The sequence below is a fragment of the Bacillus cereus group sp. MYBK216-1 genome (genome assembly GCF_051916495.1).
In the GTDB taxonomy this organism is placed as follows: Bacteria; Bacillota; Bacilli; order Bacillales; family Bacillaceae_G; genus Bacillus_A; species Bacillus_A thuringiensis_K.
The window spans coordinates 424,752-442,759 of the sequence record NZ_JBQAGT010000001.1; the positions used below are offsets into that span (position 1 = coordinate 424,752).

Consider the following 18,008-nt stretch of genomic DNA (forward strand, 5'->3'; position numbering starts at 1 on the left):
ATTTATAAAATTGAGGTGTTATATAGATGACAAAGAAAAAAATAGGTTTACTCGTAATGGCGTATGGAACACCGGAATCATTAGACGATGTAGAGGGATATTATACACATATCCGTCACGGGCGTAAGCCATCAGAAGAAGCGCTTGAAGATTTAATTGGGCGCTATAAAGCGATTGGTGGAATTTCGCCACTTGCAAAAATTACGAAAGAACAGGCGCATAAATTAACAGATTCAATGAATAACATATTTATAGAGTATGAATTTACTTGTTACTTAGGTTTAAAACATATAGCTCCATTTATAGAAGATGCAGTAGAAGAGATGAAGCGTGATAAGATTGGGCAAGCGATTAGTATCGTATTAGCGCCGCATTATTCTACATTTAGCATTAAAGCGTATAATGACCGTGCTATTCGTCTTTCAAAAGAAATCGGTGGTCCTGTTATTGAACCAATTGAACAATGGTATGATGAACCGAAATTTATTTCGTATTGGGCAGACCAAATAAAAGAAACGTTTAAAGAAATTGATGATAAAGAGAAAGTGGTCGTAATTTTTTCAGCACATAGTTTGCCAGAAAAAATTATTGCAGCAGGAGACCCATATGTAGAACAACTAAAGCATACGGCAGATTTAATTGCAGAAGCTGCAAATATTCAAAACTATACAATCGGTTGGCAAAGTGCTGGGAATACTCCAGATCCGTGGATTGGTCCAGATGTGCAAGATTTAACGAAAGATTTATATGAAGAGCATGGGTACGAATATTTCATATATTGCCCAGTTGGTTTTGTAGCGGAGCATTTAGAAGTTTTATATGACAACGATTATGAATGTAAAGTTGTAACGGATGAATTAAATGCCAAATATTTTAGACCAAATATGCCGAATGCGCAATCGGCATTTATCGACTGTTTGGCTGAAATTGTTTCCAAAAAAGTGAAGGAAATAGTTGACAAAGATTTAGTTTTGAATAATAATTAATTTATAATAATTTTAAATAAATAATAATTACTATGAAAGAAAGAGGAGGATCCCCCTAGATGAATCCAAATAATCGCTTAACAACAAACCAAGGTGCTCCAGTTGGAGACAACCAAAATTCTCGTACAGCTGGTCGTCGTGGACCGGTATTATTAGAAGACTATCATTTAGTAGAAAAACTTGCACACTTTGATCGTGAACGTATTCCGGAGCGTGTTGTACATGCACGTGGTGCAGGTGCTCACGGTGTATTCGTAACGAAAAATAGTATGAAGCCATATACGAAAGCTGCATTTTTACAAAATGAAGGAACTGAAACACCTGTATTTGTTCGTTTTTCAACGGTTATTCATGGTCAAGGTTCTCCTGAAACAGCACGTGACCCACGTGGGTTCGCTGTTAAATTTTATACAGAAGAAGGAAACTACGATATCGTAGGTAATCATTTACCAGTTTTCTTCATTCGTGATGCAATTAAATTCCCTGATATGGTACATTCTTTAAAACCAGCACCTGATAAGAATATTCAAACGCCAGATCGTTACTGGGATTTCATGACGTTAAGTCCGGAATCTACACATATGATGACATGGGTATTTTCTGATTACGGTACACCAGCAAGTTATCGTGAAATGGAAGGTTTCGGCGTCCATTCATTTAAATGGATTAATGAAGAAGGTAAAATTGTTTATATTAAATACCACTGGAAACCACAGCAAGGTGTACGTAACTTAAATGCGAAAGAAGTGCAAGAGGTACAAGGGAAAGACTTCAATCATGCTACTCGTGACTTGTTCGACGCGATCGAAAAAGGAAATCACCCGAAATGGGATTTACACGTACAAGTTATGCAATTAGATGAAATGGATTCTTTAGACTTTGATCCACTAGATCCAACGAAAGTATGGCCAGAAGATCGCTTCCCGTTAATTGAAGTAGGGACAATGACATTAAATCGTAATCCGAAAAACTTCTTTGCAGAAGTAGAACAAGTAGCGTTCTCTCCAAGTGCAACTGTAAATGGTATTGAGCCATCGGAAGATAAATTATTACAAGGTCGTTTATTCTCTTACCCAGATACACAACGTTATCGTCTTGGTGCAAATTACTTGCAAATTCCTGTAAACTGCCCATACGCAGCTGTTCATAATCAACAACGTGATGGTGCGATGCAAGTGAATCAAAACCCATCTACAATCAACTATGAACCTAGTCGTCATGCTGAAAATCCAGTTGAAGACAAAGCTTACCGCGATTCAACTATGAAAGTAGAAGGCTATGTATCTCGTGAAAAAATTGAGAAACCAAATGACTTCAAACAAGCAGGTGAGCGTTACCGTTCATTCTCTAAAGAAGAGCAAGATAACTTAATTGCAAACTTAACAAATGATCTAAAAGACGTAAATGAACGCACAAAATTATTAGCTGTTTGTAACTTCTTCCGTGCAGATCAAGAATACGGTATGCGTTTAGCGCAGGCATTAAATGTTGATATTACGCAATATGTAGGAAATGCTCCGAAATAAATAGGAAAAGACGACCGGGCTTCGGTCGTCTTTTTTGTGTGTAAATTTATGCCGGGGTATTTTTCATCTTCTTCATGTCAGAATTTGTTGGTAAATTGATATGTTGTGTCGAACCGTTGATATATTGAAAGAAACAATCGATATATTTGAAAAAGCGTTGATATATCCAAAAAAACGTTGATATATTTACAGTTATACTAGGTGGGGTATGTTGCCTCGTGCGCAAAAAAAAGGGATGCAATCTATTAGTAATAGATTGCATCCCTTTTTAGTTTGCTCGCTCTGCATGTTCATAAGCCTTCTCACCATGCATTGAAATATCAAGACCCATGTGTTCTTCGTGTTCATCTACTCGAACAGGGAGGAAGAAGTTGATCGCTTTAATAATGGCATACGTCATGATGATTGTGAATGCATATGTTGCGCCAATCGCTATAAGTTGTTTAAACAGTAACGCGGCGTTTCCGTAAAACAATCCGTTCGCACCATCTCCGTTTACGGTAGTAGTTGCAAATAGTCCTGTTGCAATACCGCCCCAAGTTCCTCCGATGCCGTGGCATCCAAAGGCATCAAGTGTATCGTCATACCCAAATTTTGTTTTTAAGAAGAAAACGGCGCCGAAGCATAATATGCCACCAATTGCTCCGATAAGAAGGGCGGAGAAAGGTGTAACGAACCCGCAAGCTGGTGTAATAGCGACTAGACCAGAAACAACTCCGCAAGCAGCTCCCATCGCGGTCGGTTTTGATTGGAAGAACCATTCAGAAAGCATCCAAGTTAGAGCGGAGGCAGCAGCGGCTATATTTGTATTAATAAATGCAGTTAAAGCTACGTCGTTTAAGGATAATGCGCTGCCGACGTTAAAACCGAACCAGCCAAACCATAATAAGCCTGCGCCTAACATTGTAAATGGCAAATGGTGGGGAGAAGAACCATTTATGTTTTTTCGTTTTCCAAGGAAAATAGCTAATACAAGACCAGCAACTCCGGAAGTGATGTGAACGACGTTTCCGCCAGCGAAGTCTAGTGCACCAAGTTCCCTTAGCCACCCGCCGACGCCCCATACCCAATGAGCGACAGGATTGTAAACGATCGTTGTCCATAGAAGGATAAAAATAAGAAAGGCAGAAAATCGCATTCTTTCAGCGAATGCACCTGAAATTAAAGCTGGAGTTAAAATGGCGAACATGAGTTGAAACATCATGAATAAATTGTGAGGAATAGTAGATGAGTAGTCTGGATTTGGTGCGTAGGTAACTCCGTTTAGACCGAACCAATCAAGTGTACCGATAAGCCCGTGCCAATCTGGTCCGAATGATAAAGAATAGCCGATAACAATCCATTGAATCGAAACGATAGCCATTGCGCTATAACTATGCATCGTTGTGCTGAGTACATTTTTGCTGCGAACCATACCTCCATAAAAAAGTGCCAATCCTGGTGTCATCAACATGACCATTACTGTCGTCACAAACATAAAAACTGTATCTCCCATATCCATGATCTCTCCTCCTGTAATGTTAGAAAAAATAACATCTATTTGTTATGTTTCATATCATATTCGAAATTAAACTAAAAATCAACTAAAAATTCAGAAAATTATATGCGTGATGTCATAAAACCTAACATGAATTATTTTATGAGGATTAAAATCGACATATGCGTTTCATTCGGATAATTGGTATAATATTCTTACAATTAAAAAGCTTGGGGGATGCGTGTGGGAAAAATACGGACTAGGAAACTATTCATTTGTTTTTGCTTAGCTGTTGTTTTGTTTGTACCAATACATACTTTTGCAGACGAAAAAAGAGAGTGGCGAGATGAAGTTATATACTCCATTATGATTGACCGCTTTAATAATGGAGAACCGAAAAATGACAAGCAGTTAGAAGTTGGTAATTTAGAAGGGTATCAAGGAGGGGATATAAGGGGAATTATAAAAAGGTTGGATTACATAAAAGAAATGGGTTTTACTACCGTTATGCTTTCGCCGCTTTTTGAAAGTGGAAAGTACGATGGATTAGACGTGCGAAATTTTAAAAAGGTAAATGAACATTTCGGGACAGACAATGATGTGAAAGAACTTGTAAAAGAAGTTCATGCAAAAGGAATGAAAGTTGTATTTCAATTTCCACTTGGAGAAAACGAACAACAGGTAATTGACGCAATGAAATGGTGGATAAAAGAAGTTGATTTAGACGGAAGTTATGTTATACATAGTGAAAAAAAGCCGCGTTCCTTTTGGGATAACGCGCAAAAAGATATGCAAGTGATAAAGAAAGATTTTCGTATTATGACAAAGGAGGATAGCGAATACAACGAAAAAATAGTAGAATCGTTTTCTAAAGCAGATGTATCGGTGAAATCGTTATACGATGTGAGTAAAAAAGAAGGGGAATTTGTTACGTTTTTAGATGATCAAGAAACAAAAAGATATGCGCGTATTGCAAAAGAAAATATGTATTATCCGCCATCACGTTTAAAACTGGCGCTTACATATTTGTTAACATCACCTGGAATTCCGAATTTTTATTACGGAACTGAAATTGCATTAGATGGAGGAAGTGTACCCGATAATAGACGATTAATGGATTTTAAGTCAGACGAAAAATTTATGCAGCGCATAACAAAACTAGGTGAACTTAGACAGGCGAGACCGTCTTTACGACGCGGTACGTTTGAGCTACTGTATGATAAGAGCGGTATGAGCATACTAAAACGAAAATATAAAAATGAAGTAACTTTAGTAGCAATTAATAATACGAAAGAAACACAAAAAGTCTCCTTACCTGCAAGTATGATTGGTGAAAAACAAGAGTTAAGAGGATTGTTAGAGGATGAAATTATAAGAGAGGAAGATGGGGAATTTTATCTCGTTTTAAAGCGTGAAGAATCAAACGTGTATAAAGTTAACGGAGAAACAGGTGTGAATTGGTTATTTATCTCCTTAATCGTTGGGGTGAATGTATTATTTATTGCGTTTTTAATTGCAGTTAAAAGGAAGCGTAGATAAGATGAGAAGTTGCTGGCTCTATGTTCATGTCTTCTTATTGTATATGTAAGTTTGTTCGGTGGCGCGATAGTGTTTATTCTGTTGATATGAAATTTCTTAAGAGAAACGATGTGAGAATGAAAACGTCCCTAGTGAGAGGAGGGCCAGGTTAGGAAGAGGATTTTCTTCCTAACCTGTTTTTTGTGTTAGCACCGATAGGGAAGAATCTTTGAAAAATCAATAATTGCAACTATATTAATTTTACATTACATTAAAAGTTAGAGAATACTCTTATACTAATACAGTGCTAAATAGTAGGTGGGAAAATGGAGTTTTACGATTTGGGTATTACCATTAAAGAGCTTAGAATTAAAAAAAATATATCACAATCCGAATTATGTCATGGAATATGTTCGCAAAGTCAAATTAGCAAAATAGAAAAAGGTGTGATTTATCCATCTAGTATATTGTTATATCAATTATCAGAAAGACTTGGTATTGACCCAAATAATATATTTGCATTAACTCAAAACAAAAAACTAAAATATGTAGAAAATGTAAAATGCGTAATAAAAGATTGCTTAAAGCAAAAACAATACAAAGAACTTTATGAAATAGTGAAAAAAGAGAAAAACGAAAATAACTTCCAATCAACAGAAGATAAACAATTTTTAATATGGCATGAAGCGATTGCTATATTTATGGTGGATAAATCAATAAAAACTGCTTTAGATTTTTTAAATAATGCATTAAAATTAACTGTAACTAATTCAGATTTTTTATCAGAAAGAGAAATAGATATTATGCAGACAATTGCTATATTCCATGGGGAAAATAAAGAATATGAAAAAAGTATTAATATATTAAGAAGGTGTTTAACTAATTTTAATAAGTTAGATTTTCCTAGAGATAAAGAAATTAAATTGAAAATTATTTTTAATTTAGCAAAAATTTTAGGTCATGCAAATCAACATGAAGAGGCAGTAAAATACAATGATATGGGTATCAAACTAGCTATTAATCTAAATACTTTATATTTACTAGGTGAATTATACTATGGAAAAGCTTGGAATTTATTGAAACTTAAACAACCTAATGAAGAAGATGTTGCAAATAACATGAAAAAAGCATTATTTATATTTGAACTAACAGAAAAAGAAAATCTGATAAAAATGGTTAAAGAAAAATATTTTGAAAACCAAACTGAAAAAAGTCACTCATAATTCATTTGGAAATCACTTGAAATATAATAAAACCTACAGGGAAAATCCCTGTAGGTTCTAAACTTATAAACTTTCTTCTAAAATATTAGTGTTTAATATAAATTTTTGAATAAGAGTTTACTTAGTGTACTTTTTATTTTGAAGTCTGCATCTTTATTAACGATGTATGCTTCTTTTTAAATCCATCCGAATATTATTGGTTCAAGTCGGAGGAAGGCACTTTGAGGTGTCTTTTTTTATGACCTTTATCATTAACTATTTAATGTTTTTTTAAATGATTACATGACATATTTTTTTTGTACCAAGCTTTGTTGATACAGTTAGACTTATCCGTTAGTGTATTCGTATTATTAGAACATCCTACAGTATTTAGGGAGAATGTGGCCAATAAAAACCATAATATTAATTTCTTCAAATAACCACTTCTAACTCTTTTTTAATTAACATTTTTTAAGATCCTTACTAATTTTACATTACATTAAAGGTCGGGAAATATTCTTATACTCATAAATTGTTACGTTTTGGCGTGGAGAGGAATTATGAGTTACAGCGATTTTTAAGATGACTTTGGTCTAGGATGTAGTTACTAAGAAAAGTAATTCAAATCGAAGGGAAAACGTCTTAAGGTGTCTTTTCCTTATTTTCAATTTACTTAGCGATTTTTACCACACATACCCTTTTTCTATAGTTTGTTCTCGTAATATTGTCTCTACAAGACAAAAAAGAAAACTCCTCTAATTAAGAGGAGTTTTCTTTTTAGCGGTAGTTAATGAACTGTACGTCGATTGGTAAATCAGCGCTACGAACAGCTGCGATTACTGCTTGTAAGTCATCACGGCTTTTTGCTGTAACACGTACTTGATCATCTTGTACTTGTGTTTTTACTTTTAATTTCATTTCTTTAATGATGTTGTTAATTTTTTTCGCGTTATCTTTATCGATACCTTGTTGAAGTGTTGCGCGTTGGCGAACAGTGTTGCCAGTTGCAGCTTCAACTTTTCCGTAATCTAAGTTCTTAATTGGAACGTTACGTTTTACAAGTTTAGAGATAAGAACGTCTTTTACTTGCTCTAATTTAAACTCGTCATCAGAAGTTAAAACAAGTACTTCTTTTTCTAATTTAATATCACTTTTACTTCCTTTAAAGTCATATCGGTTTTGGATTTCTTTTAATGCGATATTAATTGCGTTTGTTACTTCAGGTAATTCTACTTTCGAAACGATGTCAAAAGAACTATCTTTTGCCATAGTTAGCACCTCCAAATAAATTTCTAATCTTGTTATGTACTGTACATACTAAAGTATAGCTGAAAACGAGTCTAGACTTAAGTGTTTTCGTACTTATATTCATGTAACCTCATTTTATTATAGTGAATTTTGGGCAGTTGGACAAATATAGGAAAAATCATGTTATAATTAACTTTTGTTTGGAATGATAAAAAAGATAATTTTATATATATAGAAGGGAATTAAAAAATATGTATTTGCAAATAGGATCGATTGAACAGGTAACTGTTTTACGCGAAACGGAAATCGGATATATGGTTGGGAATGAAGAAGAAGAAATTTTCCTACATAAAAACGAAGTAGCTGGAGAAATTGAAGAAGGCGATGCGATTGATGTATTCTTATACCTTGATCACCAAAATCGTATTTCAGCAACAATGAAGGAACCAATTATTACAACTTATGATTGGAACTGGGTAAAGGTTGTAGAAGTTATTCCTAGTTTAGGTGTGTTTGTTGATATTGGTGTGTCAAAAGATATACTAATTCCAGCTGATGAGTTCCCGATTTATATGCCAGTATGGCCAGAAGTAGGCGACGAATTATATTGTACGTTAAAATTAACGAATCGTGATCGTTTAATTGCTCTTCCGGCAAGAGACAGTGATATGCAAGAAATTATCGTAGATGCAACGCCATCTATGCGTAATAAAAACGTAAATGGACGTGTATATCGTTCACTTCAAGTTGGTTCATTCATACTAACGGATGAGCATTTCCGTGCCTTCTTACACCATACAGAAAGAAAAGAACAAGTCCGCATCGGTCAGCGTGTAACAGGACGTATTATTGACGTAAAAGATGACGGTACAATTAACATTTCACTTCTTCCTCGTAAAGAAGAAGGAATGGAAGACGATGCTGCAGTAATTTATGCATATATGGAAGAACGAGGCGGAGCAATGCCGTTTTGGGATAAGAGCCATCCAGAAGATATTAAAGAACGCTTTAACATGAGTAAAGCTGCATTTAAGCGTGCACTTGGTAAGTTGATGAAAGAAGAAAAGGTTTACCAAGAAGAAGGTTGGACTTACTTTAAGAAATAAGATGAAAGATTAAAAAGCACACCCTTATCTAAAAAGATAAGGGTGTACTTTTTTTAATTTCCTTGCGGAGAAACAAGAGTAAATGTATCTTTCAAATCACTATCGTTTATTTTAATATTTGCCTTTTTTAATTCCTCTTGTAACAATTTTTTGCTGAATACAGGATCAGCAGTACGTTCTTCCTCTAAGTTTTTGCGAATAGAGTTTTTTACTTCATCGTAAGGTTTTAAATCTTTTTTATCAGTTAATTTAATAACGTGATAACCGTTTGATGATTTTACGGGGTTGCTAATTTGCCCAACATTTAGTTTGTAGGCAGCCGTTTCGAATTCAGGAGCCATTGTACCTGAATTGAAGTATCCAAGGTCTCCGCCTTTATCTTTTGATAGTAGATCTTGTGATTCTTGTTTTGCTAATTCTTCAAATGAAGCACCAGCATCTAGTTTACTCTTTATTTCTTTCGCTTCATTTTCGTCACTTACTAAAATGTGACTCGCTTTAATTTCTGGCTTATAGTGGTCTTTTACGTCTTTCTCTGTAATGCTTTTCTTAATCGCTTCATTCATAGCAAGTTTGAACTTAATTTGATTTTTATAATCCTCTTCATCTTTTAAACCATTATTTTCTAATACTTTTTTGAATTGATCTCCATATTGTTTTTTTACTTTTTCTACTTCTTTATTTACCTCTTCATCAGGTACTTTATATTTTTTTGTGATGACGTCTTGTGCCATCATTTCGTATAGCATGTCTTTTCCGTAACGATCTTTCAATTGTTTTTCGAAGTTATCCTTTGTAATGGTCGAGTCTGTTGCTGTAGCGACTGTAGCTGAGCCATTTTTTTGTTCGCAAGCAGATAGCATCAATATACTTATTAGTGCAGTAATAATGAAAATATGTTTCCCTCTCATGCCAACACCTCATCCGAATATGTTATCGCTATTGTAGAATATAGAAGTGAACATGAAGTGAATTTTTAATGTTTTTTTCCTTTAAAATGTAAAAAAGTACATCAACATAATTGTTGATGTACGATGGAATCAAAGGTGATCGGTCTTTTTAGAGTATGCACGTTTACCTTGCTGAATATTTTTTTGCTCTTGCTCATTTTTTTGTGTGCGTTTTGCGTTATTATCGCGTGCTTTTTTGTCGTTATCACTCGTATGTGGCATATGTATCAACTCCATTTCTAAACGTTGTACGTTTATCATTTCCTTTTTCGTAAAGACTATGTATAGCGGTGCATTTATGAAGGGTAAAGGTGGATTCCAAATGGATTTGAAGTTGAATTATACTGAACTTATAAAGAAGTTAATCGTTGTAATCATCGCAGGTTTATTAAACGCGATTGGGATGAATTTATTTTTAACGCCAGCAAAAGTGTATGCGAGCGGCTTTGCTGGATTGTCTCAATTATTATCACAAATATTAGGTGATTTTTTATCGATTCACATATCTACGGGAGTATTGTTTAGCTTATTTAATATTCCTGTCGTTATTTTAGCGTGGAAAAAGGTTGGAAAGGCCTTCACCTTTTTTAGTTTTCTTTGTGTTATATTTATGACTCTGTTTCTAGAAATTATCCCTGTTAGAGCGGTTTCGAATGATATCATATTAAATGCGATTTTTGGCGGAATTATTTCGGCGATTGGAGTAGGGATTGCTTTAAAGTGGGGTGCTTCTACAGGCGGATTAGATATTATTGCCATGATTTTATCAAAAATAAAAGATAAGCCTGTCGGTACATACTTTTTCTTTTTTAATGCAATTATCATTATCGCTGCTGGCTATGTATATGGATGGGAAAAAGCGTTGTATACGCTAGTGACTTTATATGTGTCAACGAGAATTATTGATGCAATTCATACTCGTCATGTAAAGATTACAGCATTAATTGTTACGAAGAATGGGGAAGACGTAAGAAAGGCGATTCACTCGCGATTAGTAAGAGGGATTACAACGATACCAGCAACAGGTGCTTATACGAATGAAAATAAAGAAATGTTAATGATGGTTATTACCCGTTACGAGTTATACGAATTAGAGAGGATTATTAAACAAGTGGACCCAGGTGCATTTACAAATATACTGCAAACAGTTGGGGTGTTCGGATTGTTTCGGAAAGATTAAAGAGGACCAAAGTTGGTCCTCTTTTTTAATGTAAATTCGTAATGTTTTGCAATTGCTCTTGCATTTCACGGAGCTGAACTTTTTCAGCAGTTGAAGAGTTTGCGTAAGCGGATTGCAAAGCATTTTTTGCTCTATACACGAGATCTTGTTGCTCAGTACCGCTTGAACAAGATACGGCATTTTCAACAGCATCTCTAGCTTGTTGGAATAGTAAGTTCCCCATTTAAACCCCTCCAAAAGAAGAGTTACTTCTTGCTTTTTCTGCCTCAGCTAATGTACCTCTGTACGGGAATCTTGCATCATGCTTCATAACAGCATCGGCTCCTTGTTGGATAAAACGTTTTGATTTGTTCTTTTTACCCATTCGAAAAACCCCCTTTATTTAGCTGAAAACAATCGACGCGATGTCTCATGCGTCTACTTATAGTATGGACATTTGGCAGGAAACTATAAGTAGGGAATTTTTAGATTACAACCCAAGAACCTCTTCTAAATATAAAGCAATACCATCTTCTTCGTTCGTTAACGTCGTATGGTTTGCGAGTGATTTTAATTCAGGGATGGCATTTCCCATTGCAATGCCGTGACCAGCAAATTCAATCATTTCAAAATCATTATCTTCATCACCGAAAGCGATAATTCGCTCTTGTGGAATGTTGTAATGACTAGAGATTTTTTGTAATCCAACTGCTTTATTTAATCCACTTTTCACAATTTCAATAATCGGCCAAGGTGCGCCCCATTTTCTATGGTCGATTACTTCCGCATGCATATCCGTTAAATGTTGACGAATTGCAGTGGAATGCTCGTCATGTGCATCAATTAATAAGCAAGTTGGATGATCGTTTAAAATATTTAATAAGTCTCCCGTAAAAATCTTAGGAGAGCCGAATTCGAAAATATGTTTTTTATCTTCATCAATTTCACGAACATACACATCGTCCATTATTTCCGCGTATATATTTTTTACGCCGAAATCAAAGCAAGCTCGTACAATTTCTTGCGCTGTTGCTAGCTCAAGAGGAGAGTGGTGTGTTCCCCAGCTTGAATCAAGAGGATGATGTACGTAAGCACCGTTAAAGTTTACGATAGGTGTGTTAAGAGCAAGTTCTTTATAGTAATCATAACTAGCACGGAATGGACGTCCTGTTGAAATAACAACAATATGTCCCTGTTCCTTTGCTTTTGCAATTGTATGTTTCGTTCGAGTGGAAATTATTTTGTTGTCTGTTAATAGAGTACCGTCTAAGTCTAATGCGATTAAATGTTGTTTGTTCATAATTTCACCTCTTATAATAATTTTTTTGTATCTATCTGTATTTCCGTTTTTAATATGCAGAAATAAGAGGTTAGACTTGGTGAAATCACCATAGATGGAAATTTCACTATATATCCATCTTACGTCTCAAAGTGCTGTGGTGTCTACTATTTATCGTTGGAAATTAAGAGAAGTCAACATCTTTTTAGAAAGTTCAAACAATGTTTCTTTCATTATGTACAAATTGTGAAAAGGGTTACATTGCTCGTATAATGAGGCATATAATGAATATGTAATCTTCTCGTATATGTTTGACTCTCCTTTGAAACTAGCCTAGAGTAGGTTGGTTTCTTTTTTTCTACAAGTAGGAAAGAAATCCCTGCTTACGCTCGTGTCATTCATATATATGTACAAGAATGAGATGTAGTACTGTTTCCTAAACATGACAGAAAAGCTTTCTTTTAAAATGGATATACTAATGAGGCAAGACGTCATGGAAGGAGAATGAAGATGGGACAAAATCGCAGGTTTCGTTCTGGACAAAAAGCGCCGAATGATGGCATTTACGTAGAAATTGGTGAAACGGGAAGTATGGTGAAAAATCCGCAAATGGTGAAATTAACTGCCGGTGAAAAGTTTCCGGATAACACGAATCATAACCGCCAGTGGACATATAAAAGAAAACCGTAACAGGAGCCGCAATCGTTATTGCGGCTTTTTTGTCGTCACACATTGTAATTTCATTTACCGTATTTTTAGCAGTATAATGAATGCTCTCTTTTTCTTTTTCAAATAATAAGTTTGAAAATACATAGGCAAAATTATTGTATAAAAAAGTCAGTTGGCGTATAATCAAATCAAAGGTCAAAGAAAGTCAAACTTTTGGAGGGCTGTAAAGATGGACTTAAATCAAATGACAACAAAAACACAAGAGGCGATTATGAGTGCCCAATCTTTAGCGGTATCTCATCATCACCAAGAGGTGGATACTGTTCATCTATTACTTGCATTATTAGAAGAGCAAGATGGATTAGCAGTACGTATATTTCAAAAAATGAATGTTGATATAGAAGCATTAAAGCAAGGTGCTGAAAGTTTAATTAAAAAGAAACCTTCTGTAACGGGGAGCGGTGCAGAAGTTGGAAAATTGTATGTAACGAGCGCTCTGCAACAACTGCTTGTAAGAGCAGGGAAAGAAGCAGAAAAACTGCAGGATGATTACATTTCAGTAGAACATGTATTGCTTGCTTTTTCTGAAGAAAAAGGCGATATAAATCAATTATTTACAAGATTGCATATTACGAAAGATAACTTATTACAGTCTTTAATGACAGTTCGGGGGAATCAAAGAGTGACTAGTCAAAATCCAGAAGCAACTTATGAAGCGTTAGAAAAATATGGTCGTGATTTAGTAGCGGAAGTGAGAGTAGGGAAAATTGATCCTGTAATCGGACGGGATAGTGAAATTCGACGTGTAATCCGTATTCTTTCACGTAAAACGAAAAACAATCCTGTTTTAATTGGGGAGCCAGGTGTTGGTAAAACAGCAATCGTTGAAGGGCTAGCACAGCGTATTGTGAAAAAGGATGTACCTGAAGGATTGAAAGATAGAACGATTTTTGCGTTAGATATGAGTGCGCTCGTAGCTGGTGCGAAATTCCGTGGTGAGTTCGAAGAGCGTCTGCAAGCTGTATTAAATGAAATAAAAAAGAGTGAAGGACGCATTTTATTATTCATTGATGAACTTCATACAATAGTTGGAGCTGGTAAAACAGAAGGTGCGATGGATGCAGGAAATATGTTAAAACCGATGCTTGCGCGTGGTGAACTGCATTGTATTGGAGCGACGACGCTCGATGAATATCGCAAATATATTGAAAAAGATCCAGCGTTAGAAAGACGTTTCCAACAAGTATTAGCAGAAGAACCAACTGTTGAAGATACAATCTCAATTTTACGTGGATTAAAAGAACGCTTTGAAATTTATCACGGTGTAAATATTCATGACCGTGCGATTGTAGCAGCATCAGTTTTATCAGATCGATATATTTCAGATCGCTTCTTACCTGATAAAGCGATTGACCTTGTTGACGAAGCGTGTGCAACAATTCGTACAGAAATCGATTCTATGCCAACAGAATTAGATGAAGTAACGCGCCGCATTATGCAGCTGGAAATTGAAGAAGCGGCTCTTGGAAAAGAAACGGATCGTGGTAGCCAAGAGCGTCTAAAAACATTGCAACATGAATTATCGGATTTAAAAGAAGTTGCAAGTGGTATGAGAGCGAAATGGGAGAAAGAAAAAGAAGACATTCACAAAGTTCGTGACTTACGTGAACATTTAGAACGTCTGCGCCGTGAATTAGAAGAAGCAGAAGGTAATTACGATTTAAATAAAGCAGCCGAACTTCGTCACGGGAAAATTCCAGCAATTGAAAAAGAGTTAAAAGAAGCGGAAGAAATGGGTGCGCATAATAAACAAGAAAATCGTTTATTACGTGAGGAAGTAAGTGAAGAAGAAATTGCAGATATTGTTTCACGCTGGACTGGTATTCCTGTTGCTAAACTTGTTGAAGGCGAACGCGAGAAATTATTACGCTTAGAGCAAATCTTATCAGAGCGTGTCATTGGACAAGAGGAAGCAGTAAGCTTAGTGTCAGACGCGGTTCTTCGTGCTCGCGCTGGTATTAAAGATCCGAACCGCCCGATTGGTTCTTTCATCTTCTTAGGACCAACAGGTGTTGGTAAAACAGAACTTGCAAAAACGTTAGCACAGTCTTTATTCGATAGTGAAGAGCAAATGATTCGCATTGACATGTCTGAGTATATGGAGAAACACGCAGTGTCACGCTTAATTGGTGCGCCTCCTGGATATGTAGGATATGAAGAAGGTGGTCAATTAACAGAAGCGGTAAGACGTAAACCATATTCCGTTGTTTTATTAGATGAAATTGAAAAAGCACATCCAGAAGTATTCAACATTTTATTACAAATGTTAGATGATGGACGCATTACAGATTCGCAAGGTCGTACAGTGGACTTTAAAAATACAGTTATTATTATGACTTCAAATATTGGGTCTGCTCATTTACTAGATGGATTAGAAGAAGATGGTTCGATTAAAGAGGAATCAAGAGACCTTGTAATGGGGCAATTAAGAGGACATTTCCGCCCTGAATTTTTAAACCGTGTTGATGAAATTATTTTATTCAAACCTCTTACAACGAATGAAATTAAAGGCATTGTTGATAAAATTGTAAAAGAACTACAAGGTCGTCTAGCTGACCGTCACATTACAGTAGAATTAACAGATGCAGCAAATGAATTTGTTGTAGAAGCTGGTTTCGACCCAATGTACGGAGCTCGTCCATTAAAACGATACGTACAACGTCAAGTGGAAACGAAATTAGCACGAGAATTAATTGCAGGAACAATTACTGACAATAGTCACGTAGTTGTTGATGTAGAAAATAACGAACTAGTCGTTCATGTGAAATAAAAATAAAAAAGAGTTCGGATAAAATCCGGACTCTTTTTTTAGTGTTGTTCTACTGGCTCGTTTGGAATTGCAGCTGAAATTGCTAGTACTAACACAGCAAGAACAACTGAGAAAATAGACGCTTGGTTAAAGTCGTATGTACCGCCAGTCATAGAGCCGATTACGTAGCTCATCATATGTACAAGTAAGAACGACCAAATTAATGCCCAAATGAAACGCATATTTTACACCTCTATTCGTTCAATCTGTCCTTATTGTAACACAATTGAAAAAAGAATATAGAAAAATATTTGTAGATTTTTCAACGCAAATTTGCATTCCGTTCATACATTATAAAAGAGTGGTTTTATATGTTTAGAAAATAAGGCGGGGGAAAAATGAGTATTACGGAACGTTTTTTTTACTTAGAAAAAGAACCATGTGTCATTTATTTACCGGAGAAGCCAAATGGATTTTCTGTTATGCTCCTCGGTGATTATAACTACTTTATTGAGAATGGTACAAGTTTATGGACACAGCATGCGGGTAGATCTTATTTTTTACATGGCCTTATTGAGCAAGGCTACACGGTCTTTTCTTCTAATTTATACGGAAGACATTGGGGAAACGACCAATCTGTTCGTCTAGCAAAACGTTTATATGACGTTGTATTGAGAAAAGAGACATTGAATGCGAAAATGCACATTATGGCAGATGGTATGGGAGCACTTGTAGCACTCGAAATGATGAACAAATACCCTGATTGTATACGCTCTGTCATTATGTTAAATCCGTGTTTAGATTTACCAGAATATGTGGAGTTTGAAAAAGAGCATAAGTTTTTTTACAAGAGACTCGTGAAGGAATTAAGTTTGGCGTATGATGCCAAAGAAGAAGAATTAGAATCAAAAATAAATAAGAAATCATTTACGCTTCTTCCATCTTGTGTACCGGTCAAAGTTTTCGTATCAACCCAAGAAAAAAGAGGAAGAAAACAGCAATTGCGTAAATATGAGAAAATGAGGCAATTCAATCAATGTGATACTTCTGTCTTGTTCCATCTGCAAGATGTGAAATATAAAATGGTTAGGCAAACGACCGATTTCTTTAAAAAATATGAAGAAGAATTGTGAAGCTCCCATATACATAAATGAGGAGCTATTTGTTTCAGAGGGAAAGGGTTGGTGGTATGGAACGCGTGCTGATAATAGGTGCACTTACGTTTGTAGGTTATCACCTTGTAAATAAAATGATTGAAGAAGAAGTGGAAGTATATGGTCTTGATTTTGATGAATTCGATAGTATGACCAAAATTAATGAAGAGAAGTTATTATTAATTGGGCGAAATGCATTATTTACGTATTATTCGATAAGAGATGAAGATGGATGGAGATCAGTAGAGGAAGAGAGCTTCGATACTGTTTACTTTTGCTTATATGAGCCAAATCAGCAAAGTGGATTTCGGAATGAAAGAGTCATATTACAATATTTAAAGCGAATCATAAGAATGTGTGAAGAACAAAAAGTGAAGTTAAATTTAATTTCTTCTATTGAAGTAGGTAGTACAGATGAATCAGAAAATAAGCGCCTATTTTTGAAAGTAGAAGAAGGATTGAAGAAAGGGAATTTACAATATAGTGTATTTCGAGTTCCTACATTATATGGACCGTGGCAACCATCTTTTATGATGTATCATCAGCTCATTTTATCAGAATTAGACGAGAAAGAGTGCCGTTGTACGAGTGAGGAAAAAGGAAGTGATTTACTTTACATTGAAGATGTATGTGAATACTTATGGGAACATGGAACGAGCGGGGCGCATCTTGGTATATACAATTTACTTAGTGGTAAACAGTCATTATGGGAAAAAGGTATGAATCTTTTACGCGCGGATGATAAAGTAAATCAAAATAATAACGAAGTAAGAGATGAGGCTATCGAAGTAATTTCGATAAAAAGAAATACTCCGTTAGAATATGGTTTAAATAAGCAACTGGCACACATGAAAAAATATAAAGAGTTATACGAAGAGTAGCACGCGTGTTACACTATTGTATGTGAAAGTTTTAATGGAGAGGA

At 35.4% G+C, this 18,008-nt stretch carries 18 protein-coding genes; 10 read left to right on the forward strand and 8 right to left on the reverse strand.

Going from position 1 to position 18,008, the window contains the following annotated elements; genetic code table 11:
• Nucleotides 1–26: 26 nt before the first annotated feature.
• Together hemH and katB are read left to right on the forward strand one after the other, a co-directional pair.
• Nucleotides 27–986, forward strand: coding sequence for a ferrochelatase (hemH, locus tag ACTFRH_RS02300; RefSeq protein ID WP_000162632.1), 960 nt, complete (start codon nt 27–29; stop codon nt 984–986).
• A gap of 59 nt (nt 987–1,045) precedes the next feature.
• Nucleotides 1,046–2,512, forward strand: a complete 1,467-nt coding sequence (gene katB, locus ACTFRH_RS02305) for a catalase KatB (RefSeq protein WP_001069161.1) — start codon at nt 1,046–1,048, stop codon at nt 2,510–2,512.
• Between the two features lie 268 nt (nt 2,513–2,780).
• On the opposite strand, the gene ACTFRH_RS02310 is transcribed toward katB, so the two are convergent.
• Entirely contained in the window at nt 2,781–4,013 is a 1,233-nt protein-coding gene (locus tag ACTFRH_RS02310) for an ammonium transporter (RefSeq protein ID WP_000367134.1), read from the reverse strand.
• Between the two features lie 213 nt (nt 4,014–4,226).
• Here ACTFRH_RS02310 and ACTFRH_RS02315 point away from each other — a divergent pair, with 213 nt between their 5' ends.
• Complete coding sequence (locus ACTFRH_RS02315; protein ID WP_003300386.1) at nt 4,227–5,528, forward strand: alpha-amylase family glycosyl hydrolase; 1,302 nt, start codon at nt 4,227–4,229, stop codon at nt 5,526–5,528.
• 305 nt (nt 5,529–5,833) lie between these two features.
• Nucleotides 5,834–6,730, forward strand: coding sequence for a helix-turn-helix domain-containing protein (locus ACTFRH_RS02320; protein WP_000397889.1), 897 nt, complete (start codon nt 5,834–5,836; stop codon nt 6,728–6,730).
• Nucleotides 6,731–7,486: 756 nt separating this feature from the next.
• On the opposite strand, the gene ACTFRH_RS02325 is transcribed toward ACTFRH_RS02320, so the two are convergent.
• Nucleotides 7,487–7,978 (reverse strand): YajQ family cyclic di-GMP-binding protein, encoded by a 492-nt coding sequence (locus tag ACTFRH_RS02325; protein WP_001040149.1) that lies wholly within the window; start codon nt 7,976–7,978, stop codon nt 7,487–7,489.
• A 230-nt stretch (nt 7,979–8,208) separates the two neighbouring features.
• On the opposite strand from ACTFRH_RS02325, the gene ACTFRH_RS02330 reads away from it, so the two are divergent.
• Nucleotides 8,209–9,063, forward strand: a complete 855-nt coding sequence (locus ACTFRH_RS02330; protein ID WP_000281258.1) for a CvfB family protein — start codon at nt 8,209–8,211, stop codon at nt 9,061–9,063.
• A 53-nt stretch (nt 9,064–9,116) separates the two neighbouring features.
• Here the strand turns inward: ACTFRH_RS02330 and prsA are convergent, their stop codons facing one another.
• Both prsA and ACTFRH_RS02340 read right to left on the reverse strand, forming a co-directional pair.
• A complete protein-coding gene (gene prsA / locus ACTFRH_RS02335) occupies nt 9,117–9,974 on the reverse strand; it encodes a peptidylprolyl isomerase PrsA (protein ID WP_001214203.1) in 858 nt (285 codons plus the stop codon).
• 129 nt (nt 9,975–10,103) lie between these two features.
• On the reverse strand, nt 10,104–10,235 hold the full coding sequence (locus ACTFRH_RS02340) for a DUF3941 domain-containing protein (RefSeq protein WP_001120851.1): 132 nt from the start codon (nt 10,233–10,235) through the stop codon (nt 10,104–10,106).
• Between the two features lie 100 nt (nt 10,236–10,335).
• On the opposite strand from ACTFRH_RS02340, the gene ACTFRH_RS02345 reads away from it, so the two are divergent.
• Nucleotides 10,336–11,193 (forward strand): YitT family protein, encoded by an 858-nt coding sequence (locus ACTFRH_RS02345; protein WP_000364436.1) that lies wholly within the window; start codon nt 10,336–10,338, stop codon nt 11,191–11,193.
• A gap of 25 nt (nt 11,194–11,218) precedes the next feature.
• On the opposite strand, the gene ACTFRH_RS02350 is transcribed toward ACTFRH_RS02345, so the two are convergent.
• The 3 genes from ACTFRH_RS02350 to ACTFRH_RS02360 form a co-directional block, all read right to left on the reverse strand.
• Nucleotides 11,219–11,416 (reverse strand): DUF3813 domain-containing protein, encoded by a 198-nt coding sequence (locus tag ACTFRH_RS02350; RefSeq protein ID WP_000527407.1) that lies wholly within the window; start codon nt 11,414–11,416, stop codon nt 11,219–11,221.
• Nucleotides 11,417–11,557 carry a hypothetical protein gene (locus ACTFRH_RS02355; protein WP_000516816.1) on the reverse strand — a complete coding sequence of 47 codons (141 nt, stop codon included), beginning with the start codon at nt 11,555–11,557 and terminating at the stop codon, nt 11,417–11,419. It lies immediately after the preceding gene.
• A 105-nt stretch (nt 11,558–11,662) separates the two neighbouring features.
• Nucleotides 11,663–12,472 carry a Cof-type HAD-IIB family hydrolase gene (locus ACTFRH_RS02360; protein ID WP_001041230.1) on the reverse strand — a complete coding sequence of 270 codons (810 nt, stop codon included), beginning with the start codon at nt 12,470–12,472 and terminating at the stop codon, nt 11,663–11,665.
• Between the two features lie 489 nt (nt 12,473–12,961).
• Here ACTFRH_RS02360 and ACTFRH_RS02365 point away from each other — a divergent pair, with 489 nt between their 5' ends.
• Nucleotides 12,962–13,141: a YjzC family protein gene (locus ACTFRH_RS02365; protein WP_003300393.1), complete on the forward strand. Its 180-nt coding sequence runs from the start codon at nt 12,962–12,964 to the stop codon at nt 13,139–13,141.
• A gap of 208 nt (nt 13,142–13,349) precedes the next feature.
• Nucleotides 13,350–15,950 carry an ATP-dependent chaperone ClpB gene (gene clpB / locus ACTFRH_RS02370; protein WP_000365406.1) on the forward strand — a complete coding sequence of 867 codons (2,601 nt, stop codon included), beginning with the start codon at nt 13,350–13,352 and terminating at the stop codon, nt 15,948–15,950.
• A gap of 38 nt (nt 15,951–15,988) precedes the next feature.
• Here clpB and ACTFRH_RS02375 read toward each other — a convergent pair whose 3' ends face one another.
• A complete protein-coding gene (locus tag ACTFRH_RS02375; RefSeq protein ID WP_001211116.1) occupies nt 15,989–16,171 on the reverse strand; it encodes a YjzD family protein in 183 nt (60 codons plus the stop codon).
• A 156-nt stretch (nt 16,172–16,327) separates the two neighbouring features.
• On the opposite strand from ACTFRH_RS02375, the gene ACTFRH_RS02380 reads away from it, so the two are divergent.
• Both ACTFRH_RS02380 and ACTFRH_RS02385 read left to right on the forward strand, forming a co-directional pair.
• Nucleotides 16,328–17,062: a hydrolase gene (locus ACTFRH_RS02380; RefSeq protein ID WP_000028710.1), complete on the forward strand. Its 735-nt coding sequence runs from the start codon at nt 16,328–16,330 to the stop codon at nt 17,060–17,062.
• A gap of 29 nt (nt 17,063–17,091) precedes the next feature.
• Nucleotides 17,092–17,964, forward strand: a complete 873-nt coding sequence (locus ACTFRH_RS02385; protein WP_002163889.1) for an NAD-dependent epimerase/dehydratase family protein — start codon at nt 17,092–17,094, stop codon at nt 17,962–17,964.
• The last annotated feature ends 44 nt before the right edge of the window (nt 17,965–18,008 follow it).

Coding starts and splice junctions, on each gene's coding strand:
- ACTFRH_RS02345 (WP_000364436.1), top strand. CDS start 10,336: ATGGATTTGAAGTTGAATTATACTGAACTTATAAAGAAGTTAATCGTT.
- ACTFRH_RS02315 (WP_003300386.1), top strand. CDS start 4,227: ATGCGTGTGGGAAAAATACGGACTAGGAAACTATTCATTTGTTTTTGC.
- ACTFRH_RS02350 (WP_000527407.1), bottom strand. CDS start 11,416: ATGGGGAACTTACTATTCCAACAAGCTAGAGATGCTGTTGAAAATGCC.
- prsA (WP_001214203.1), bottom strand. CDS start 9,974: ATGAGAGGGAAACATATTTTCATTATTACTGCACTAATAAGTATATTG.
- ACTFRH_RS02325 (WP_001040149.1), bottom strand. CDS start 7,978: ATGGCAAAAGATAGTTCTTTTGACATCGTTTCGAAAGTAGAATTACCT.
- ACTFRH_RS02340 (WP_001120851.1), bottom strand. CDS start 10,235: ATGCCACATACGAGTGATAACGACAAAAAAGCACGCGATAATAACGCA.
- ACTFRH_RS02360 (WP_001041230.1), bottom strand. CDS start 12,472: ATGAACAAACAACATTTAATCGCATTAGACTTAGACGGTACTCTATTA.
- clpB (WP_000365406.1), top strand. CDS start 13,350: ATGGACTTAAATCAAATGACAACAAAAACACAAGAGGCGATTATGAGT.
- ACTFRH_RS02365 (WP_003300393.1), top strand. CDS start 12,962: ATGGGACAAAATCGCAGGTTTCGTTCTGGACAAAAAGCGCCGAATGAT.
- ACTFRH_RS02310 (WP_000367134.1), bottom strand. CDS start 4,013: ATGGATATGGGAGATACAGTTTTTATGTTTGTGACGACAGTAATGGTC.
- katB (WP_001069161.1), top strand. CDS start 1,046: ATGAATCCAAATAATCGCTTAACAACAAACCAAGGTGCTCCAGTTGGA.
- ACTFRH_RS02330 (WP_000281258.1), top strand. CDS start 8,209: ATGTATTTGCAAATAGGATCGATTGAACAGGTAACTGTTTTACGCGAA.
- ACTFRH_RS02380 (WP_000028710.1), top strand. CDS start 16,328: ATGAGTATTACGGAACGTTTTTTTTACTTAGAAAAAGAACCATGTGTC.
- ACTFRH_RS02355 (WP_000516816.1), bottom strand. CDS start 11,557: ATGGGTAAAAAGAACAAATCAAAACGTTTTATCCAACAAGGAGCCGAT.
- hemH (WP_000162632.1), top strand. CDS start 27: ATGACAAAGAAAAAAATAGGTTTACTCGTAATGGCGTATGGAACACCG.
- ACTFRH_RS02320 (WP_000397889.1), top strand. CDS start 5,834: ATGGAGTTTTACGATTTGGGTATTACCATTAAAGAGCTTAGAATTAAA.
- ACTFRH_RS02375 (WP_001211116.1), bottom strand. CDS start 16,171: ATGCGTTTCATTTGGGCATTAATTTGGTCGTTCTTACTTGTACATATG.